This is a genomic window from Streptacidiphilus sp. MAP12-33, from assembly GCF_041261265.1.
Taxonomy (GTDB): domain Bacteria; phylum Actinomycetota; class Actinomycetes; order Streptomycetales; family Streptomycetaceae; genus Streptacidiphilus.
Map to the genome: position 1 here is coordinate 1 of NZ_JBGCCA010000016.1, position 16,095 is coordinate 16,095.

General features: G+C 73.0%; 12 protein-coding genes and 1 pseudogene. 6 read left to right on the forward strand and 7 right to left on the reverse strand.

Annotation, left to right across the window (positions count from 1 at the left end):
• Window positions 1-261: pseudogene (locus ABH931_RS17355) on the forward strand (2-oxoacid:ferredoxin oxidoreductase subunit beta); the annotation flags it as partial.
• Window positions 262-474: 213 nt separating this feature from the next.
• On the forward strand, window positions 475-4,473 hold the full coding sequence (locus tag ABH931_RS17360) for a hypothetical protein (RefSeq protein WP_370114148.1): 3,999 nt from the start codon (window positions 475-477) through the stop codon (window positions 4,471-4,473).
• Between the two features lie 84 nt (window positions 4,474-4,557).
• On the opposite strand, the gene ABH931_RS17365 is transcribed toward ABH931_RS17360, so the two are convergent.
• A complete protein-coding gene (locus ABH931_RS17365; protein WP_370114150.1) occupies window positions 4,558-5,082 on the reverse strand; it encodes a hypothetical protein in 525 nt (174 codons plus the stop codon).
• A 101-nt stretch (window positions 5,083-5,183) separates the two neighbouring features.
• Window positions 5,184-5,816 carry a phosphatase PAP2 family protein gene (locus ABH931_RS17370; RefSeq protein ID WP_370114152.1) on the reverse strand — a complete coding sequence of 211 codons (633 nt, stop codon included), beginning with the start codon at window positions 5,814-5,816 and terminating at the stop codon, window positions 5,184-5,186.
• A 118-nt stretch (window positions 5,817-5,934) separates the two neighbouring features.
• Between ABH931_RS17370 and ABH931_RS17375 the strand changes: the two genes are divergently transcribed.
• Window positions 5,935-6,309: a BlaI/MecI/CopY family transcriptional regulator gene (locus tag ABH931_RS17375; protein ID WP_370114154.1), complete on the forward strand. Its 375-nt coding sequence runs from the start codon at window positions 5,935-5,937 to the stop codon at window positions 6,307-6,309.
• Window positions 6,310-6,322: 13 nt separating this feature from the next.
• On the forward strand, window positions 6,323-7,324 hold the full coding sequence (locus ABH931_RS17380; protein ID WP_370114155.1) for a M56 family metallopeptidase: 1,002 nt from the start codon (window positions 6,323-6,325) through the stop codon (window positions 7,322-7,324).
• Window positions 7,325-7,567: 243 nt separating this feature from the next.
• On the opposite strand, the gene ABH931_RS17385 is transcribed toward ABH931_RS17380, so the two are convergent.
• The 5 genes from ABH931_RS17385 to ABH931_RS17405 form a co-directional block, all read right to left on the reverse strand.
• A complete protein-coding gene (locus tag ABH931_RS17385) occupies window positions 7,568-8,224 on the reverse strand; it encodes a response regulator (RefSeq protein WP_370114157.1) in 657 nt (218 codons plus the stop codon).
• Window positions 8,221-9,561 (reverse strand): sensor histidine kinase, encoded by a 1,341-nt coding sequence (locus ABH931_RS17390; protein ID WP_370114159.1) that lies wholly within the window; start codon window positions 9,559-9,561, stop codon window positions 8,221-8,223. The genes ABH931_RS17385 and ABH931_RS17390 overlap by 4 nt, the downstream gene beginning before the upstream one ends.
• 25 nt (window positions 9,562-9,586) lie before the next feature.
• Entirely contained in the window at window positions 9,587-10,429 is an 843-nt protein-coding gene (locus ABH931_RS17395) for an ABC transporter permease (RefSeq protein ID WP_370114161.1), read from the reverse strand.
• Window positions 10,426-11,379: an ABC transporter ATP-binding protein gene (locus ABH931_RS17400; RefSeq protein WP_370114163.1), complete on the reverse strand. Its 954-nt coding sequence runs from the start codon at window positions 11,377-11,379 to the stop codon at window positions 10,426-10,428. Before ABH931_RS17400 ends, ABH931_RS17395 begins: the two co-directional genes overlap by 4 nt.
• A gap of 341 nt (window positions 11,380-11,720) precedes the next feature.
• Complete coding sequence (locus ABH931_RS17405) at window positions 11,721-12,743, reverse strand: terpene cyclase (RefSeq protein ID WP_370114165.1); 1,023 nt, start codon at window positions 12,741-12,743, stop codon at window positions 11,721-11,723.
• Window positions 12,744-13,023: 280 nt separating this feature from the next.
• Between ABH931_RS17405 and ABH931_RS17410 the strand changes: the two genes are divergently transcribed.
• Entirely contained in the window at window positions 13,024-15,708 is a 2,685-nt protein-coding gene (locus ABH931_RS17410) for an AAA family ATPase (protein ID WP_370114167.1), read from the forward strand.
• Window positions 15,627-15,935 carry a hypothetical protein gene (locus ABH931_RS17415; RefSeq protein WP_370114169.1) on the forward strand — a complete coding sequence of 103 codons (309 nt, stop codon included), beginning with the start codon at window positions 15,627-15,629 and terminating at the stop codon, window positions 15,933-15,935. The genes ABH931_RS17410 and ABH931_RS17415 overlap by 82 nt, the downstream gene beginning before the upstream one ends.
• The last annotated feature ends 160 nt before the right edge of the window (window positions 15,936-16,095 follow it).

The window sequence follows — 16,095 nt, forward strand, 5'->3', positions numbered from 1 at the left end:
CGCCTGGAACACGGCCGGCCCTACCGCCTCACCGCCGACGGCCCCGAGATCGTCCACGACGTCACCGACCCCGACCCCACCCGCGCCTTCGCCCTCTCCCGGCTGAACGAACCCACCCCCATCGGCGTCCTGCGCGCCGTCGAGCGGCCGGCGTACGACCACCAGCTCAACGCACAGGTGCAGCAGGCCGTCGACGAGCGCGGCCAGGGCGATCTGTCGGCCCTGCTGACCGGCTCCGACGCGTGGACGGTCCACGCCTGAATGCTCCGATGAAATCGATTGTCTCGCGTGCGAATTGGCGCGCTATTATCCCTGGCTGCTCCGTGAAGCTCCGGCAGGAGCGTCACTGGTCACGCGAATGGGGATGAAATGCGCGCGAGCAATTCAGGCAGACCGAGAGAAACACCAGGGAATCGGGGGATATCCGCGCCGGGCGGTGTGCGGCCCGGCGGGATCGTGGTCCTCCTGCTGGCCATGGTGCTCGCTCTCCTCGGGCAGACCACCATGGCGAGCGCCGCCACCGGGGTGGCCGGACAGGCGTCCCCGGTGGCGAAGGCGGCGCCGGCCTCGGCCAAGAGCCCCTCGGCCAAGAGCCCCTCGGCCAAGCGCCCCTCGGCCAAGCCGCTCACGCTGCCCAAGCCGCGCGTGCCCGTCACGCTCCTGACCAAGCCGGTGCCGCCGGCCAGGACGCACCTCCCCGCTCGTCCGAGCACGGGTGCGTCGGCGCGTGAGCGTGTGGCTGCGGTGCGCGCCGCCCTTGCCCACGCCCGTACGTCGGCGAGCGTCTGCTCCGGTGCCGTGACCCCCGACACCGTGTACTCCTGCACGACCCCCTCGGCCACCGGCACGGACAGCTACACGCTGACTCTGAGCCAGGCTCCGGACCTGCTGCTGATCCGGGCACAGGGCACCGGGGGCACGGCACTGGCGACCACGGTCACCGCCCCGGACGGCACGGCGCTCAACTGCCAGGCGTCCAGCTGGTTCCAGCTTCCGCAGTGCCACACCGGCCAGACCGGCACCTACACCGTGCAGGTGCAGAACGGCGGTGGCGCCTACACCTTGTCCTACCTGCCGCTGCTTTCCGACGCGGGGTGCACGGTCGCGGACCCGTCGTTCTCGACGCCGACCCTCCAGGGCAGCCTGGCCGCCGGTGCCGCGGGTGCCTGCTACAGCCTGGCCATGCCGTCAGGGCACGTGCTGCACGCCAACTCGTTCTCGGCCACCGGCCAGAACCTGCTCATCACGGTCTACGACGCGACCGGAACGCAGGTCTGCTTCGACGACACGGGTGACTGCCCGCTCACCGGCACCGCCCCCTACCGTGTCCTGGCCGACGACGAGTACGGCAACGCCGACCCCTATGCTCTGCAACTGAACGACATCACCCAGCCGCAGGGCTGTCTGGCCGCCGAGCAGGGGACCTACGGCTCGGACCCGGACGGCAGCTCGACCGACCGTTGCCGCACGCTGCAGGTCGCCACGGCCGGCCAGTACCAGGTGTACGCGGCGAGCCTCGACCAGAGCGGGCTCGCCGGAACGCTGTACGCCGCCGACGGCTCCGTGGCCTGCGCCAACTCCGGGCCCACCTGCCGGCTGACTGCCGGGACCTACGAGTTCGTCGCCAGCCCGTGGCTCGGCTCCGTCGCCCACTTCGCGCTGGTCTTCATCGCCGCGAACGAGAGCCGCGGCTGCACCGCGACCACGGACACCGGCTTCTCCGCCGGCCCCGCGACCGGCACGTTCACCGGCGTCGGCGAGGAGATCTGCCGGACCCTGCCCACCGCCTCGGGCAAGGCCGACTACGTCTTCGACCAGCCCACGGCCGACGGTTCGGCGCCGCAGGCCCAGATCGTCGACGCGACCGGCGCCCAGCAGTGCCCGAACGCCTCGTTCACCTACGCCACCTGCGCCCTGTCCGGCACCGCCCCGTTCCGGGTGATCCTCTTCGGGCAGGCGCCGAAGGGCGGCTACCGGCTGCTGTCCCAGCGCACCGACTCGCAGGCGGGCTGCGGCGTCTGGCCCCAGTCCGGCTTCGGGGGCTCCTGGGGTGCGACGGTCACGCTGACCCCCTCCTCGGACGTCGCCTGCCTCGCGATCCCGGCCAAGCAGCACTCGACCGGCGAGATGATCGACTACGTGAACAACGCCAACGTGGTCGACGGGGCGACGTACGTCAACGACCCCACGGGCACCCAGGTCTGTGTCGGCAACAGCGCCAGTGTCTGCAGCTACCGGACAGGCGTCGCCTACACCGCGCTGGTGATCACGGTCGCTCCCAAGGGAGACACCTACCACCTGGTCCGCCGTGACGTCTCGCGTACGGCGTCCTGTGCGACGCCCGCGTCCCTCGTCCCTGGTGGGCCGTCCACGACGCTGCTGCTCACGTCCGCGCTCGACGCCCGCTGTCTGCGGGTGACCGGTGCCACGGCGGACAAGTACGCCTTCGGCGTCCGGGCGCTCGCGCCGGGGCAGGCCGGAGCCGTACTTCAGGTCGCCGACCAGAACGGCGCCATCGTCTGCTGGCAGTCCGGCCCGTCGTGCAAGGTGACGGGCTCGACCTCCTACCAGGTGCTGGTGGTGGCCGCGGGCTACCAGGGCGTCGCGATCACCGCGCGCGTCGACACCTGGAGGGTGGGCACCGCCGCAGGCTGGGCCCCGCAGTGCACCGCCCACCAGTTGAACGGCGCCACGGGGTGGAAGCCGTTCACGGTGTCGATGTCGGAGTCCGCCGCAGGCTACTGCGCGGTGGTGACGGTCCAGCCGAACGAGGAGTTCTGGCTCGACACGACCGCCCCGTCGAACGGCGGCACACCCGAGTTCGGCATGGAGTCCGCGGCCCACTGGGGCAACTGGCCGATCTCGATGGGTCTGTGCAACGTGTTCGGCGGCTCCGGCTCCGGCTGCCTGATCCCCTCGTCGGACCCGGCCGGGCAGGACCTGATGCTGGTCAACCCGTACCAGGCGCCGCTGCCGCTGTCGTTCTCCGTCCAGGGTGTGTGCAGCCAGGAGTGCTCGTCGACCCCGCCGCCCGCTGTGGTCACCGGGATCTCGCCCGCCGCCGGCCCCTCGGGCAGTCTGAACCTCGTCGTCGTGCACGGCACCAACCTGACGCTCGCGACGCGGATCGACCTGGCCCAGAACGGCATGAACGCCGCCAACTACGCGATCACGTACCCGGTCTCGCTCAGTGCGGACGCCACCGCGCTGACGGTGCGGCTCGACACCCGAGCCATCGCTCCCGGCACCTATGACGTCGTCGAGGACGGCTACGGCTACAGCGTCGGCACTCCGTCCACGGGTTACCTGCCGGGCGCGTACCGGGTGACCGCCGGTCCGGCCGCGCCGCAGAGCGGCACCCTTGTTCCGCTCGGCCCGACGCGGGTGCTCGACACCCGCACCGGGCTCGGCGCGCCGAAGGCCCACGTGCTGCCCGGGCGTTCCGTCCGGCTGCAGGTGCTGGGCGGTGCGGCGAAGGTGCCCACCAAGGGGGTCACCGCGGTCGTCCTGTCCGTCACGGCGGTCGGTCCGACCAGGTCCGGCGCGGTGACGGTCTACCCGGACGGCACGGCCCGCCCGTCCGTCACCGACGTCTCCTTCGGTGCCGGTCAGACGGCCACGTCCGAGGTCACCGTTCCGGTCGTCAACGGCCGGGTGGACCTGGCCAACGACTCGAGCGGTGACCTCGACCTCACCGCCGACCTGGCCGGGTACGTCACCGGCGTCGGGACCCACGCCGGGTTCAACCCGGTCGGGTCGGCCCGGATCCTCAACACCTGGACGGGACTCGGCGCTCCGAAGGCACGCGTCGGCGCGGGCCGGACGGTGCCGGTCACCGTCGACGGTCGCGGCGGCGTTCCCCGCAGCGGTGTCAGCGCCGTCGTGCTGAACCTCACCGCGCTGGCGCCCACGCGGGCCGGGGCCCTGACCGCCTTCGGCTACGGGGCCCGTCGGCCGAACGTCACGCAGCTCTCGTTCACCGCGGGGGTGTCGACCTCGGGCCTGGTCACCGTTCCGGTCGTCAACGGCAGGATCGACCTGTACAACGGGTCGACCGGTACGGTCGGCCTGACCGCCGACGTGGTGGGTTACTACGCGTCCACCGGTTCGTCCTTCGTCGGCGCCGGCCCCGTCCACGTGCTCGACACGCGTACGGGCCTGGGTGGTTCGGGGGAGTCGGTCCTGCCGCACGCCGCAGCGCTGCTCAACGTCAGCAACCTGCCGGGCTGCCCCGGCACGGTCACAGCGGTGGTGCTCAGCGTGACGGTCACCGGTGCCAGGTCTGGCGGTGCGCTGACGGTACTGCCGGACGGGCAGCTCCTCGGCACGGGGGCCATGGCGCCGTTCGCGGCAGGCCGGACCACGACCGCGCAGGTGGTCGTGCCGGTGGTGAACGGCGTGGTCGACCTCTACAACGGCTCGTCCGGCACGGTCCAGGTCACGGCCGACCTGGAGGGCTACTACGCCTCGTGACCCGGAGGTGAACAACGGAACGGGAACGGGCCCCGATCGTCGGACGATCGGGGCCCGTTCCCGTTCCGGGTGGGCGGAGGGCGATCAGAAGAAGTCGCCGTCGTCCCCGTTGTCGAAGCCGCCGCCGAAGTCGTTGCCGCCGCCGAAGCCGCCGTTGTCGAAGTCGCGGCGCTCCTCGTACTCGCGCCCCTCCTCGAAGCCCTCGCGGCGCTCGCGGTCGCCGTCGTCGTCGCTCAGCATCTCGCCGATGAGCGCGCCGCCGATCAGGCCCGCGACACCGGCGCCGACCACGGCGCCGGTGCTGTGGCCCTGGCGGGGCTGCTGCGGGTAGCCGGGCTGCCCGTAGCCCTGCTGGGGGTAGCCCGGCTCCGCGTAGCCGGGCTGGGCGTAGCCCTGCTGCGGGTAGCCGCCGGGGACGTAGCCGCCCTGCTGCGGGTAACCGGCGGCCTGCGGCGGCGTGTAGAACGGCGGGGGCGTGGTCTGGATGCGCTGGGCGCAGGACTGGCAGGTCTGCACCGGACGCGGGACACCCCACTGCGGCTGCCAGACCACGTTGACCGCGCCGTAGCCGTGCGAGGGGTCGAAGAAGCAGGTCACTGAAACTCCCAAGGCCGAACGTTGCACGCCGGTCCGTCAGGAAACGCGGGTACCGGCCAAGGGGGATACGCGTGAACCCCCCGCCATGGTTCCCGGGCGCCCGTCTGTCGTTCTCAGCGGGCGGCGTGGGCGCCGCGACGCGTGGTCAGCAGCCCCTCCAGCGCACCGGTTCGCAGTCGGGCCACCCCCGGCTGCGCCACCCGGCCGAGCACCTTGCTGACCAGGTAGGCCACCGGTACCGCGAGGACGACGGCGCCGAGCACGTCGTGCGGGTAGTGGTCGCCGAGGTAGACCCGGCTGAAGCCCTCCAGCAGCGCGAAGCCGATCGCGATCTTCGCCAGCTGCCGGTCCAGCAGCCACAGCGCCGCGACGGTGGCGGCGGCCGTGGTGGTGTGGCCGCTCGGGAAGGCGTAGTCGGTGCGGACCGGGCAGGCGTCGACGAAGTAGGCGTGCGGCACGGAGTAGCACGGCCGGACCTCGGCCACCAGCTTCTTCGCCACCTCGGCCACGGCGAAGGCCCCCACCACGGCGACGGGTGCGGCCAGCGCCAGCGTCATCGCTGCGGTGTCCCGGCGGCGGGCGCGCAGGAAGCCGAGCACCATGAGCACGGCGAAGACCACCAGGCCGGCGTTGGTCCACAGGTGCATCGGGGTGTTCAGCCACTTCGTGTCCCGGGCGATGCCGGTGATCGTGCCGAAGAGGCCGCCGTCGATGCCGGAGCCGTCGAAGGCCAGGTACTGGTGCATGGGGATGCGGGCTCTCTCGTGTCCGTGGTGTCCGTGGTGTCCGTGGGCAGGCCGTGGCAGACTCTGGCTGCACGAAGTTCTACAGGACCGTAGCAGGTGAAGGGAAGATGGCCGGAAGATGAACGAGAGGCGGCAGATGGGCGCGCTGGAGGCGGAGGTCCTGGAGCTGCTCCAGTCCGCCGCGCCCGAGGCGCTCACCCCCGGCCACGTCCTGGAACGCCTCGGCGGCACCCTCGCCTACAGCACCGTCGTCACCGTGCTGACCCGGATGCACGACAAGGGCCTGCTCAGCCGGGTCAAGCAGGGCCGTGCCTTCGCCTACAGCCCGGTCACCGACCGGCACGGCCTGACCGCCCGTCGGATGCGTCAGGTCCTGGACGCGGACCCGGACCGCCAGGCCGTCCTCGCCCGCTTCGTCGGCGACCTCACCCTCGGCGACGAGGAGATCCTGCGCGGCCTGCTGGCCTCCGGGCTCCCGCCCCGGCAGGACTGAGGGGACGCCGAACATGCCGCACCTCACCCACAGCCTGGACAGCCTGGACGCGCTGCACCTCTTCTTCTACCTGCCGCTGGTCCTGCCCGGCCTGCTGGGCCTGGCCGCGCCACGCCTCGCCGACCGGCTCGAACCGCGCGTCGCCACCTGGCTGCTGGCCGGCTCCGCGGTCGTGCTCGCGGCCGGCAGCACGATCGCGCTCGGCGTCCTGGTCCTGGCCGGGCTGATCCGGGTGCCGCTGGCGGCGTTCTTCGGCCACTGGTCGCTCAGCGCGGTCCGACAGGCCGATCCCGTCTCCAAGGTGGAGGCGGTCCTGGCGGCGGTGGTGCTGGCCGTCGTGCTGGTCACCGCGCTGCGGCTGGCCCGGCGCAGGGTCCGCGCGCTGGTCGCCGCCGGGTTCGAGGCGGCGTGCCTGCCCGGTGCGGGGGAGTACGTCGTCGTCGACGACCCGGCCCCCGAGGCGTACGCCCTCCCGGGGCACCCCGGCCGTCCCGGCCGGATCGTAGTCTCCTCCGGGATGCTGGCCGCGCTCGACGAGCACGAGCGGGAGGTGCTGATCGCCCACGAGCGCACCCACCTCCGGGCCCACCACTACGCCTTCGTCGCCGCCGCGCACCTGGCCGCGGCGGCCAACCCGCTGCTGCGCCCGGTGGGCGCGGCCGTGGCCTACACCGTCGAACGCTGGGCGGACGAGTCCGCAGCCACGGCCTGCGGCGATCGGCGCCGTGCGGCGCAGGCCGTCGGCAAGGCCGCGCTCGCGGCGAAGCACGCACCGCTCCGCAACCCGGCGACGGCGCTCGGCATCGGCGGGGGTGTGCGCCGCGCAGGCCCGGTGCCCCGGCGTGTGGCCGCGCTGCTGGCCCCGCCACTGCGCTCCCACCGCGGGCTGCCCTGGGCACTGCCCTGGGGTGTCCCGTGGCTCCCGGTCCTGTCGACGGGCCTCCTCCTCGCCACCAGCGCGCTCTGCGCGTTCACGGCGGCGCACGACATCCACCTCCTGCTCGACCCGAGGTAGTCGCGCCCGGGGGGAGCGCTGGTCGGGCACCTCAGGAGGTGTCGGTCGCGTGTGCCGGCTTGACGCGCTTTCCCCACGTCAACCGAACTCGGGGGCGGGGGCGCCTTGCGACGCGTCACGACACGTGCGGCGGCGCGACCGCGCAGCAGCAGCCGCTCGGTCAGGTGCTCCGCGACGGTCAGTGCGCCGTCGAGATCGTTCACCCCGGCGCCGAGAGCGACGACCCGTTGCACCCCAACCCGCCTACGACGGGCGGGCCAGGCCCGCGTCGTAGGCGATGATCACCGCCTGGACGCGGTCGCGGGCGCCCAGTTTGGAGAGGACGCGGCTGACGTGCGTCTTCACGGTGGACTCCGAGAGCACCAGACGCGTCGCGATCTCGCTGTTCGTCAGACCCTGCGCCACCGCCTCGAGGACCTCCCGCTCCCGCGTCGACAGCAGCGCGATGCGCGGGTCGGTGTCGGGCTCGCGGGCGGGGACGCCGGAGGTGAAGGCGTCCAGGAGGCGGCGGGTCATGGCCGGGGCGACGACCGCGTCGCCCGCCGCGACCGCGCGGATGCCGGAGAGGAGCTCGTCGGGACGGGCGTCCTTGAGCAGGAAGCCGCTCGCGCCCGCCCGCAGCGCGCCGTAGGCGTACTCGTCGAGGTCGAAGGTGGTGAGCACGAGCACCCGGGAGCGATCGCCGGCGGCGACGATCCGGCGGGTCGCCTCGATGCCGTCCATGCCGGGCATGCGGATGTCCATCAGCACCACGTCCGGCCGCAGCTCGGCCGTCAGCCGGACGGCCTCCGCGCCGTGGCCCGCCTCCCCGACGACGGAGGTCTCGGGGCTGCTCTCCAGCAGCATGCGGAAGCCGAGCCGTTGCAGCGGCTGGTCGTCCACGATCAGCACCGTCGTCACCGGTCGTTCTCGCCTTCTGCTCGCACATCGGGAAGCGGCAGCGTCGCGGCGACCGACCAGCCGCCGCCGGGTCGCGGTCCCGCCGTGACGCCGCCCCCGGCCAGCGCCGCGCGTTCACGCAGCCCGATCAACCCGTGCCCCTGGCCGCCGGGCGCCGGGTGGACGGACGCCTCTCCGCCGCCGCTGTCGTCGACGCGGACCCGCACCTCCCCGGCGCGGACGTCCGCCGCCACCGAGACACGGACGTCGGTGTGCGGACCGGCGTGCTTGAGGCTGTTGGTCAACGCCTCCTGGACGATCCGGTACACGGCCAGCTGTAGGCCGGGAGGGAGCGCGGCGGTATGGCCGGAGGCGGTGTAGGTGACGGTCGGGCCGGCCGCGCGCAGCCGCTCGCACAGCGCGCCGAGGTCAGCCGTTCCGGGCTGGGGATGGAGCTCGACGCCCAGCTGGACCGCCGGGACGTGTGCGGCGCCGTCGCCCGGCCCCTCCGGCGACTCCGGCACCTCCGCCCGCAGCGCGCCGAGCGTGCGCCGCAGCTCGCCCAGCGACTCGCGACCCGTCTCGGCGATGATCCGCAGCACCTCGGGCCCGCGCTCGGGGCGCAGCTCCGCCTGGGCGGCGCCGCCGTCAGCGAGGCCGATGATGACGGCCAGCGAGTGGCCGACGATGTCGTGGAGCTCGCGAGAGACCCGGGCGCGCTCGTCGGCCGTCGCGAGGCGCTCACGCTGCTCGCGCTCGACCTCCAGCGTCGCGGCCCGGTCCGCGAGCGCGGCGAGCTGGCCCTGCCGGATCCGCGCGGCAAGTCCCAGCGCGGCGGCGGCGGTGGCCGCGCAGGCGACGAAGAAGAGGCCCGTCCAGGGCCGGCGGGCCAGCGGTTCGACCCGCCACGCCAGCACCGCGATGCACGGCAGCACGGCCGCCGCCACCCACGAGAGCCGACGCGGCGGCGCGTACCGGGCGACCCCGTACAGGGCGATCATCAGGCTGATGTCGCTGCGCAGCGCGACGCCGATCGCCCACTGGAAGCCGCACACGCCCAGCACCGTCCAGAACACGGTGAGCGGCGCGCGGCGCCGCCACGCGAGCGGCAGCGCCTGCGCGGCGGCGGTCAGGGCGATCACCCACGCCGGAGCGGAGTTCAGCCCGAAGAGGGTCCGGTGCTCGCCGTCGTGGAACAGGTCGGCGAGCCCGATGAGCAGCACGAACAGCGCGATGAGCGAGTCCAGCACCTGGGGGTGCGCGCGGTCCGCCGAGCGCGCGCGGAGCCAGCCGCGGGCCAGGGGGTGGTCCGCGAGGTGGGCCCACAGGGGGTCGGGCGTCGGGTTCGTGCCGCTCATCCGGAGAACTGCCTGTTGCTCGCTGCTAGCTGTCGGAACGCAGCAAACGGTACGCCGCGCCGATCAGTGCCGCCGCCACCCACGCGCACAGGACGGCCAGGCCGGCCCCCGGGCTGAGGGTGCCCGGCTCGGTGTGCAGGGCGATGATCGACCCGCCCGCGCCGCCCTCCAGGCCCGGCAGGTACGGGGAGACGTCCGGCTTCCAGGCGCTGGGCAGGATGTCCAGGAAGACCGGCAGCAGCATCAGCAGGACCACCAGCAGCGAGATGCCGCCGGCGACCGAACGGACCAGCATGCCGAGCGCCGCGCCGAGCACCACGATCAGCGCCAGGTACAGGCCCGCGCCGAACAGGCAGCGCAGCACACCCGAGGAGGCGAGGGTCAGCGCGATGGGCTTGCCGTGCAGGAACGGCTCACCGCCCAGGAACGAGGCGAACGCGCCCGCGGTGGCCAGCACGATGACGACGCCGAAGTAGACCAGCACCTTGGCGGCCAGCACCGGCCAGCGCTTGGGCACGGCGGTCAGGGTGGAGCGGATCAGGCCGGTGGTGTACTCGCCGGCCGTGGCCAGCACGCCCAGCACGCCGAGAGCCAGCTGGGCCAGCTCGGTGCTGCGCAGCGCGAGCGTCACGGCGTCGTGCGCGTCGGCGCTGGGCCCGCGCAGGGCCGTCGGGTCGTAGCGGTAGGCCGACATGACGCCGATGCCGACCAGGAACAGGACGGCGATGCCGAGCGTGATCCAGGTCGAGCGCAGCGAGAGGAACTTCGACCACTCGCTGCGCACCACGCGCCCGAAGCCCACCTTGTAGGCGGCCTTCGGCGCGGGGGCGGCGACGCTCCCGGGGGTCGCGGTCAGAGTGGCGCTCATGCGGCCACGCTCCCTTCCGACGCGGCGCTGTCCGTCGCGGTGCCGGCGTTGCTGCGGTACTCGACGGTGTCCCCGGTCAGCGTCATGAACGCCTCCTCCAGGGAGACCGCCTGCGGGGTCAGTTCGAAGACGGCGATGCCGGCGTCGGCGGCCGTCTGGCCGATCGCGCGGGCGCTTCGGCCGGAGACGGCGAGCGTCTCGGACCCGGCCTCGCCGGTGACGGTGACGTCCGGGCCGAGCAGCAGCTCGCGCAGGCGCGAGGCGTCGGAGGAGACGACCTTGACGCTGTCGCCGCCGGCCTGCTCGATGAAGTCCGCGACGGTGGTGTCGGCGAGCAGGCGACCGCGGCCGATGATGACCAGGTTGGTCGCGGTCAGCGCCATCTCGCTCATCAGGTGCGAGGAGACGAAGACGGTGCGGCCCTGGGCGGCGAGATCGGTCAGGAGCGTGCGGATCCACAGCACGCCCTCCGGGTCGAGGCCGTTGACCGGCTCGTCCAGCATGATCGTCTGCGGGTCGCCGAGGAGCGCGGCCGCGATGCCGAGACGCTGGCCCATGCCGAGCGAGAACGCTCCGGCGCGCTTCTTGGCCACCTTGCCCAGACCGGTCAGCTCGATGACCTCGTCGACCCGGCGGCGCGGGATGCCGTGGGTCAGCGCGAGCGCGAGCAGGTGGTTGTAGGCGGAGCGCCCGGGGTGGATGGAACGGGCCTCCAGCAGCGCGCCGACCTCCTGGAGGGGCGAGGCGTGCTGGGCGTAGTGCTTGCCGTTCACGGTGACGCTGCCGCTGGTGGGCGCGTCCAGGCCGACGATCATGCGCATGGTGGTGGACTTGCCGGCCCCGTTGGGGCCGAGGAAGCCGGTCACCACGCCGGGCTTGACGGTGAAGTGCAGGTCGTCGACGGCGGTCTTGTCGCCGTACCGCTTGACCAGATGCTGGAGTTCGATCACACACGACACGCTAGGGGCGGTGTCCTTCGCCGGACCCGGCACGCGGGGACCGTTCCCCGACGGTGGGTGGTACCGCGGTACCACCCACCCCTCAGCCGCGAGAGGTAGCCCGCAGCAGCCGCCTCAGTGCCGCGGGCACCCCGGCACCCGGTTGGCGGGGCGGCATGACCGGTGGGAACACGGGTGGCAGGGGCCGCACTCCGGCAGGCTCTGCGGTGTCGGACGGAGCGTCAACTGATAACGCCGACTGGCGCGATGCGTGCATGCGCGCACGCTAGCACTCAGGGAAGCCGCACTCTCCAGAGCCCCGCGTCCCTGGGGAGTGCAACGGAGCCTGCGCCCTAAAGGAGCTCTTCGACGTAGTTCGGCTGGTCCACCGGGAGCGCCCCTTCGGGGCGGTAGCGGAGGGTGCTCGCCTCCCAGGAGAAGTAGCCGCGCATCCAGTCGCCCATGCCGTCGACGTAGCGCAGGACCGCCGCGCCCTCGTCGCGGCCGAGGCCGAGGGAGACGCAGATCCCCGGGATCAGCCCGGCCAGGCGGAAGAACTCGTCCACCATGGCCTGCGCCTCGCCGCGCACCTGTGCGAACGCCGCCTCGCGGGACAGGCCCTGCTCGCGCTGGGCGATGACCGCGAGGTTGTAGACGTCCCCGCGCGGAGCCTCCTTGGCGTAGGAGTAGACGTCGTTGTTGACCGCGGGGGCGTCCCCGGCGAGCGAGCGCATCAGGGTCAGCTGCGGGTTGTGGAAGGCGGCCGCCGGCACCTCGCCGAGGATGCGTTCGGCCAGGTCCAGGACGGTGTCGACGCCGGACGCACCGCGGCGCAGCACCAGGTAGGCGCTGCGGTCGGGGGAGGTGCCGCCGCCCGCGCGGCCCAGAGCCTCGCTGGGGTGGGCCATGAAGTAGCCCTCCCAGTGGTGGGCCGCCCGGGCCCGCCAGCGGGCGGACATGCCCTGGCTGCCGCGCCGCCACAGGTCGGCGAAGGCGGACTCCACGGGGGAGGGGTCCTCCGGCGCGCGACCGGTGTGCAGGGTGGTGAGCAGAGGTTCGCAGATGCGGGTGACCTCGGCCGGCCGCACACCACGCGCGCCGTCGAACTGGTCGTCGAAGAGGAAGTAGAACGCGCACTGGTCGACCGCGAGGCACAGGTCGGCGAGGTCCGCGTCGGGGAAGCTGGTCGCCGCGAGGGTGGGGATCGACCAGCGGTCGTAGAGGTGGCGGGCGCGTTCCTCGCGCAACATGCCGTGCGCGCGCAGCCACTGGAGGTTGTGCCGGGCAGCGGTGTCCAGCAGCGGGTTGCTGCGGACCGGTCCCGGGATGCGTATGACGTCGTCTGTGTGCGTGGGCCCGTGCATGAGCTCGTGCATCAGCTCGTCCTCCTCTGCCCTGGTGCGGTGGCTCGGTGGTCCCCCCGAACGAACCGATTACGACGCTAGCCGAACCGATCAATCCTGTTTAGATAGTGGTCGGTCATATGCTCAATTATCAACCAGAGTTGGCCAAAGCGATCCGTCATGGGCAATACAAAGGGATCCTCCGTTCCACCGGCGCCGCGTCCCCGCGCTGACTAACCTCGAAGTGGGAGCGCCCTCGTGAGGGCGCGACCGGCGGGGCGGGATCAGAGAACGGGCAGGAGCGGAGCGAGCCGTGGACGAGCGTCACCAGCTCTACGAGCGCGAGGAACTGATCGGTCTGGGCGCAAGGGCCCTCGACCGGCTGCGGGCGGATGCCGCGGTGGGCGACAACAGTCCGGGCGGACTGCTGCTCTACCGGGGCGCGGCGGGCTTCGGCAAGACCAGTCTGCTCAACCGCCTGCGCAACGCCGCCAGCGCCGAACGCGACGCGCAGATCCTGCTCTCCGCCCGTGCCACCGAGCAGTTGCAGGGCGCGCCGTTCCACGTCGCCCGAAGCCTGCTGCAGCCCAAGCTGGCCCAGATGCAGGAGGACGACCGCCGGGCGATGTTCGGCGGCTGGTACGACATCGCGGCGCCCGCCCTCGGTCTCACTCCCGCCCAGTCCGGCAACCCGGCCGACCCGGCCGGTGTCCAGGAGGCGCTGAGCTGGGTGATGACCCAGCTGGCGGTGCGTCAGGGCCCGCTGCTCGTCGTGGTCGACGACCTCCACTGGGCCGACCCGGAGTCGGTGCAGTGGCTCGCGGGCTACATCGGCCAGATTCAGCACTTGCAGATGCTGGTCGCCCTCGCCTATCGCGGCGACGAGCTCGACCCCGCCCTGGAGGACGTGCTGCTGCGCCAGGTCGGCGACCTCGGCACCCGCGGTCACACCGTCGACTTGCAGAAGCTCTCCCCGAACGCGGTCGAGGCGATGGTCCGCGGCCGCCTGGGCGAGGACGCGGACGACGTCTTCTGCCGCACCTGCTGGTCGATCACCAACGGCAACCCGTTCTTCGTCACCAGCCTCATCGACCGCCTCGTCGAGCAGAAGGTCGACCCGGTCGAGGAGAACCAGGACCAACTGCGCGCGCTCGCCGCGCTCAGCGGTGCCCGCGACATCGGCCGCCGCCTGGAGCGGCTCGGCACCGACGTGCAGCGCACCGCGTTCGCCGCCGCCGTCCTGGACAGCTCCTTCGACGTGGAGCTGATCTCCCGGGTGGCGGGGCTGCCGTTCAACCAGGCGCAGACCGCCGTCGACAAGCTCGTCGGCGACCAGATCCTCGGCCGCACCGGCCACGAGTTCGCCTTCGCGCACCCGACGGTCGCCAGCGCCGTGTACCAGTCGATCACCTTCCCGGCGATGCGGACCAGCATCCACAGCAAGGCCGCGGACGAGGTGATCGCCTCCGGCAAGGGCGGCATGGCCGCCGCCTCCCGGCACCTGATCGAGCTCTACCCCGACGACAACCCCGTCGTGGTCCAGCAGTTGCGGCAGGCCGCCCACGAGCACCTCGCCATGGGCGCCCCCGACGCGGCCAAGCGCTGCCTGGAACGCGCGCTGCGCGAGCCCCCGGCCGAGGAGGACGTGGCGGACGTCCGTTACGAGCTGGGCTGCGCCGTGATGCTGCGCGACCCGGAGCTCACCGTCCGCCAGCTCAGGCTGGCCCTCGACGAGATCCCCGGCCTGGAGCCGGAGCGGCGGCTGCAGGCCGTGCTCCGGCTCGGTCAGGCGCTCACCCACAGCAACCGCGTCACCGAGGCGGTCGAGCTGACCCGCGACGAGGTGGCCCGGATGCCCGAGGGCCCCGCGCGGACCCGCCTCCAGGCGGCGTCCTTCATGTGGCGCCTGCTGCGCCGCAACGACCCGGACGGCCGGGAGACCTCCCGGCAGCTCGCCGAGCTGGTCCAGCAGCAGCGCGGCCGCCGCGACCCGGAGGCCCGCTCCGTCCAGGTCCTGCTGGCGTGGGACCTCACCCTGCGCGGCGAGAGCTCCACCGACGCCCTGGCCCTGGCCGACGTCAACACCGAGGCCGGCCGCCCGGTCGACGGGCTCGGCTGGACCAACACCGTGCTCGGCTTCGAGATCCCGGTCATGCTCGGCTTCACCTACATCTACAACGACCGTCTCGACCGCGCCCGGAGCCTCTTCATGGACGCGGCCTACGAGTTCGAGATGATGGGCTGGTCCGGCGGCCATCTGGGCTTCGCCAACTTCTTCCAGGCCCTGGTGATGTTCCGCCAGGGCAAGCTCGTCGACGCGGAGAAGGCGCTGCGCCCGACACTGCTGCGCAAGGCCGAGCGGCTCGGCCCCGGCAACCCGCTGCTGTGGGACGTGGTCGCCACGCTCTGCGACGTCCTGCTCGCCAAGGGCGAGATCGACGAGGCGGTCAAGCTCGCCGAGGACCACGGCATCCGCCCCGGCCAGTACCCGACGGCGGCGGTCATGCCGGACGCGCCCACCCTCGTCGCCCGCCTGCTGCTGGCGCAGGGCCGCACCGAGGAGGCGGTGGCCGAGCTGGAGCGGCACGGCCACGAGCTCGACGAGCGCGGTTGGGAGCACCCCGTCTGGGCGCCGTGGCTCAGCACGCTCGCCCTGGCGCTGGCCGGCACCGACCCGGAACGGGCCCGCAAGCTCGCCCGCGACGCGTACGCGCGCGCGCCCTGCGCGCCGGGACGAACTCCGCGGAGGGCGTCGCCCTGCACGCGTGGGCGCAGGTCGCCGAGCCCGAGAAGGAGCTGGAGCTCCTCAAGGGCGCGGTCAAGGCGCTCGGGCAGTCGCCTGCCGCCTACGAGCACGCCTCGGCCCTGGTCGACTACGGCGCGGCGCTGCGCCGCGAGGGCCGCCTGCGCGACGCGGTGGCGGCCCTGGAGCAGGGCCTGGACATCGCCCGCGACTCGGGCGCGCTGGGCCTCGCGGAACGCGCCCGCCGCGAGCTGAAGGCCGCCGGCGTCAGCCCCCACCGGCTGCGTCCGCAGCCCTCCCGAGACCTCACCGCGCTGCAGCTGCGCGCCGCGCAGCTGACGGCCGCGGGCCGCGACCGTCACGAGGTGGCGGAGTCCCTCTCGGTGAGCCCGGCCCGCGTGGACGAACTCCTCGCGGCGGTCTACCGCACCCTCGGTACCGACGCCAAGGGCCTCCCGGAGACCCTCAACGAGGACGACTAGTCGCACTACCCCAGGAGGCGCAGCCTCCAGGGGCGCGGGGAACTGCGCGAGAAACCACCCTGTGCGGATGGCCCTGCTCGATGAGGACCATCTGCTCATCAGTGGCTTGTCGCGCAGTTCCCCGCGCCCCTAGCGTGCTGCAACTGGCTCGCCGGAATAG

Coding starts and splice junctions, on each gene's coding strand:
- ABH931_RS17360 (WP_370114148.1), top strand. CDS start 475: ATGGTGCTCGCTCTCCTCGGGCAGACCACCATGGCGAGCGCCGCCACC.
- ABH931_RS17370 (WP_370114152.1), bottom strand. CDS start 5,816: ATGCACCAGTACCTGGCCTTCGACGGCTCCGGCATCGACGGCGGCCTC.
- ABH931_RS17375 (WP_370114154.1), top strand. CDS start 5,935: ATGAACGAGAGGCGGCAGATGGGCGCGCTGGAGGCGGAGGTCCTGGAG.
- ABH931_RS17380 (WP_370114155.1), top strand. CDS start 6,323: ATGCCGCACCTCACCCACAGCCTGGACAGCCTGGACGCGCTGCACCTC.
- ABH931_RS17390 (WP_370114159.1), bottom strand. CDS start 9,561: ATGAGCGGCACGAACCCGACGCCCGACCCCCTGTGGGCCCACCTCGCG.
- ABH931_RS17395 (WP_370114161.1), bottom strand. CDS start 10,429: ATGAGCGCCACTCTGACCGCGACCCCCGGGAGCGTCGCCGCCCCCGCG.
- ABH931_RS17405 (WP_370114165.1), bottom strand. CDS start 12,743: ATGCACGAGCTCATGCACGGGCCCACGCACACAGACGACGTCATACGC.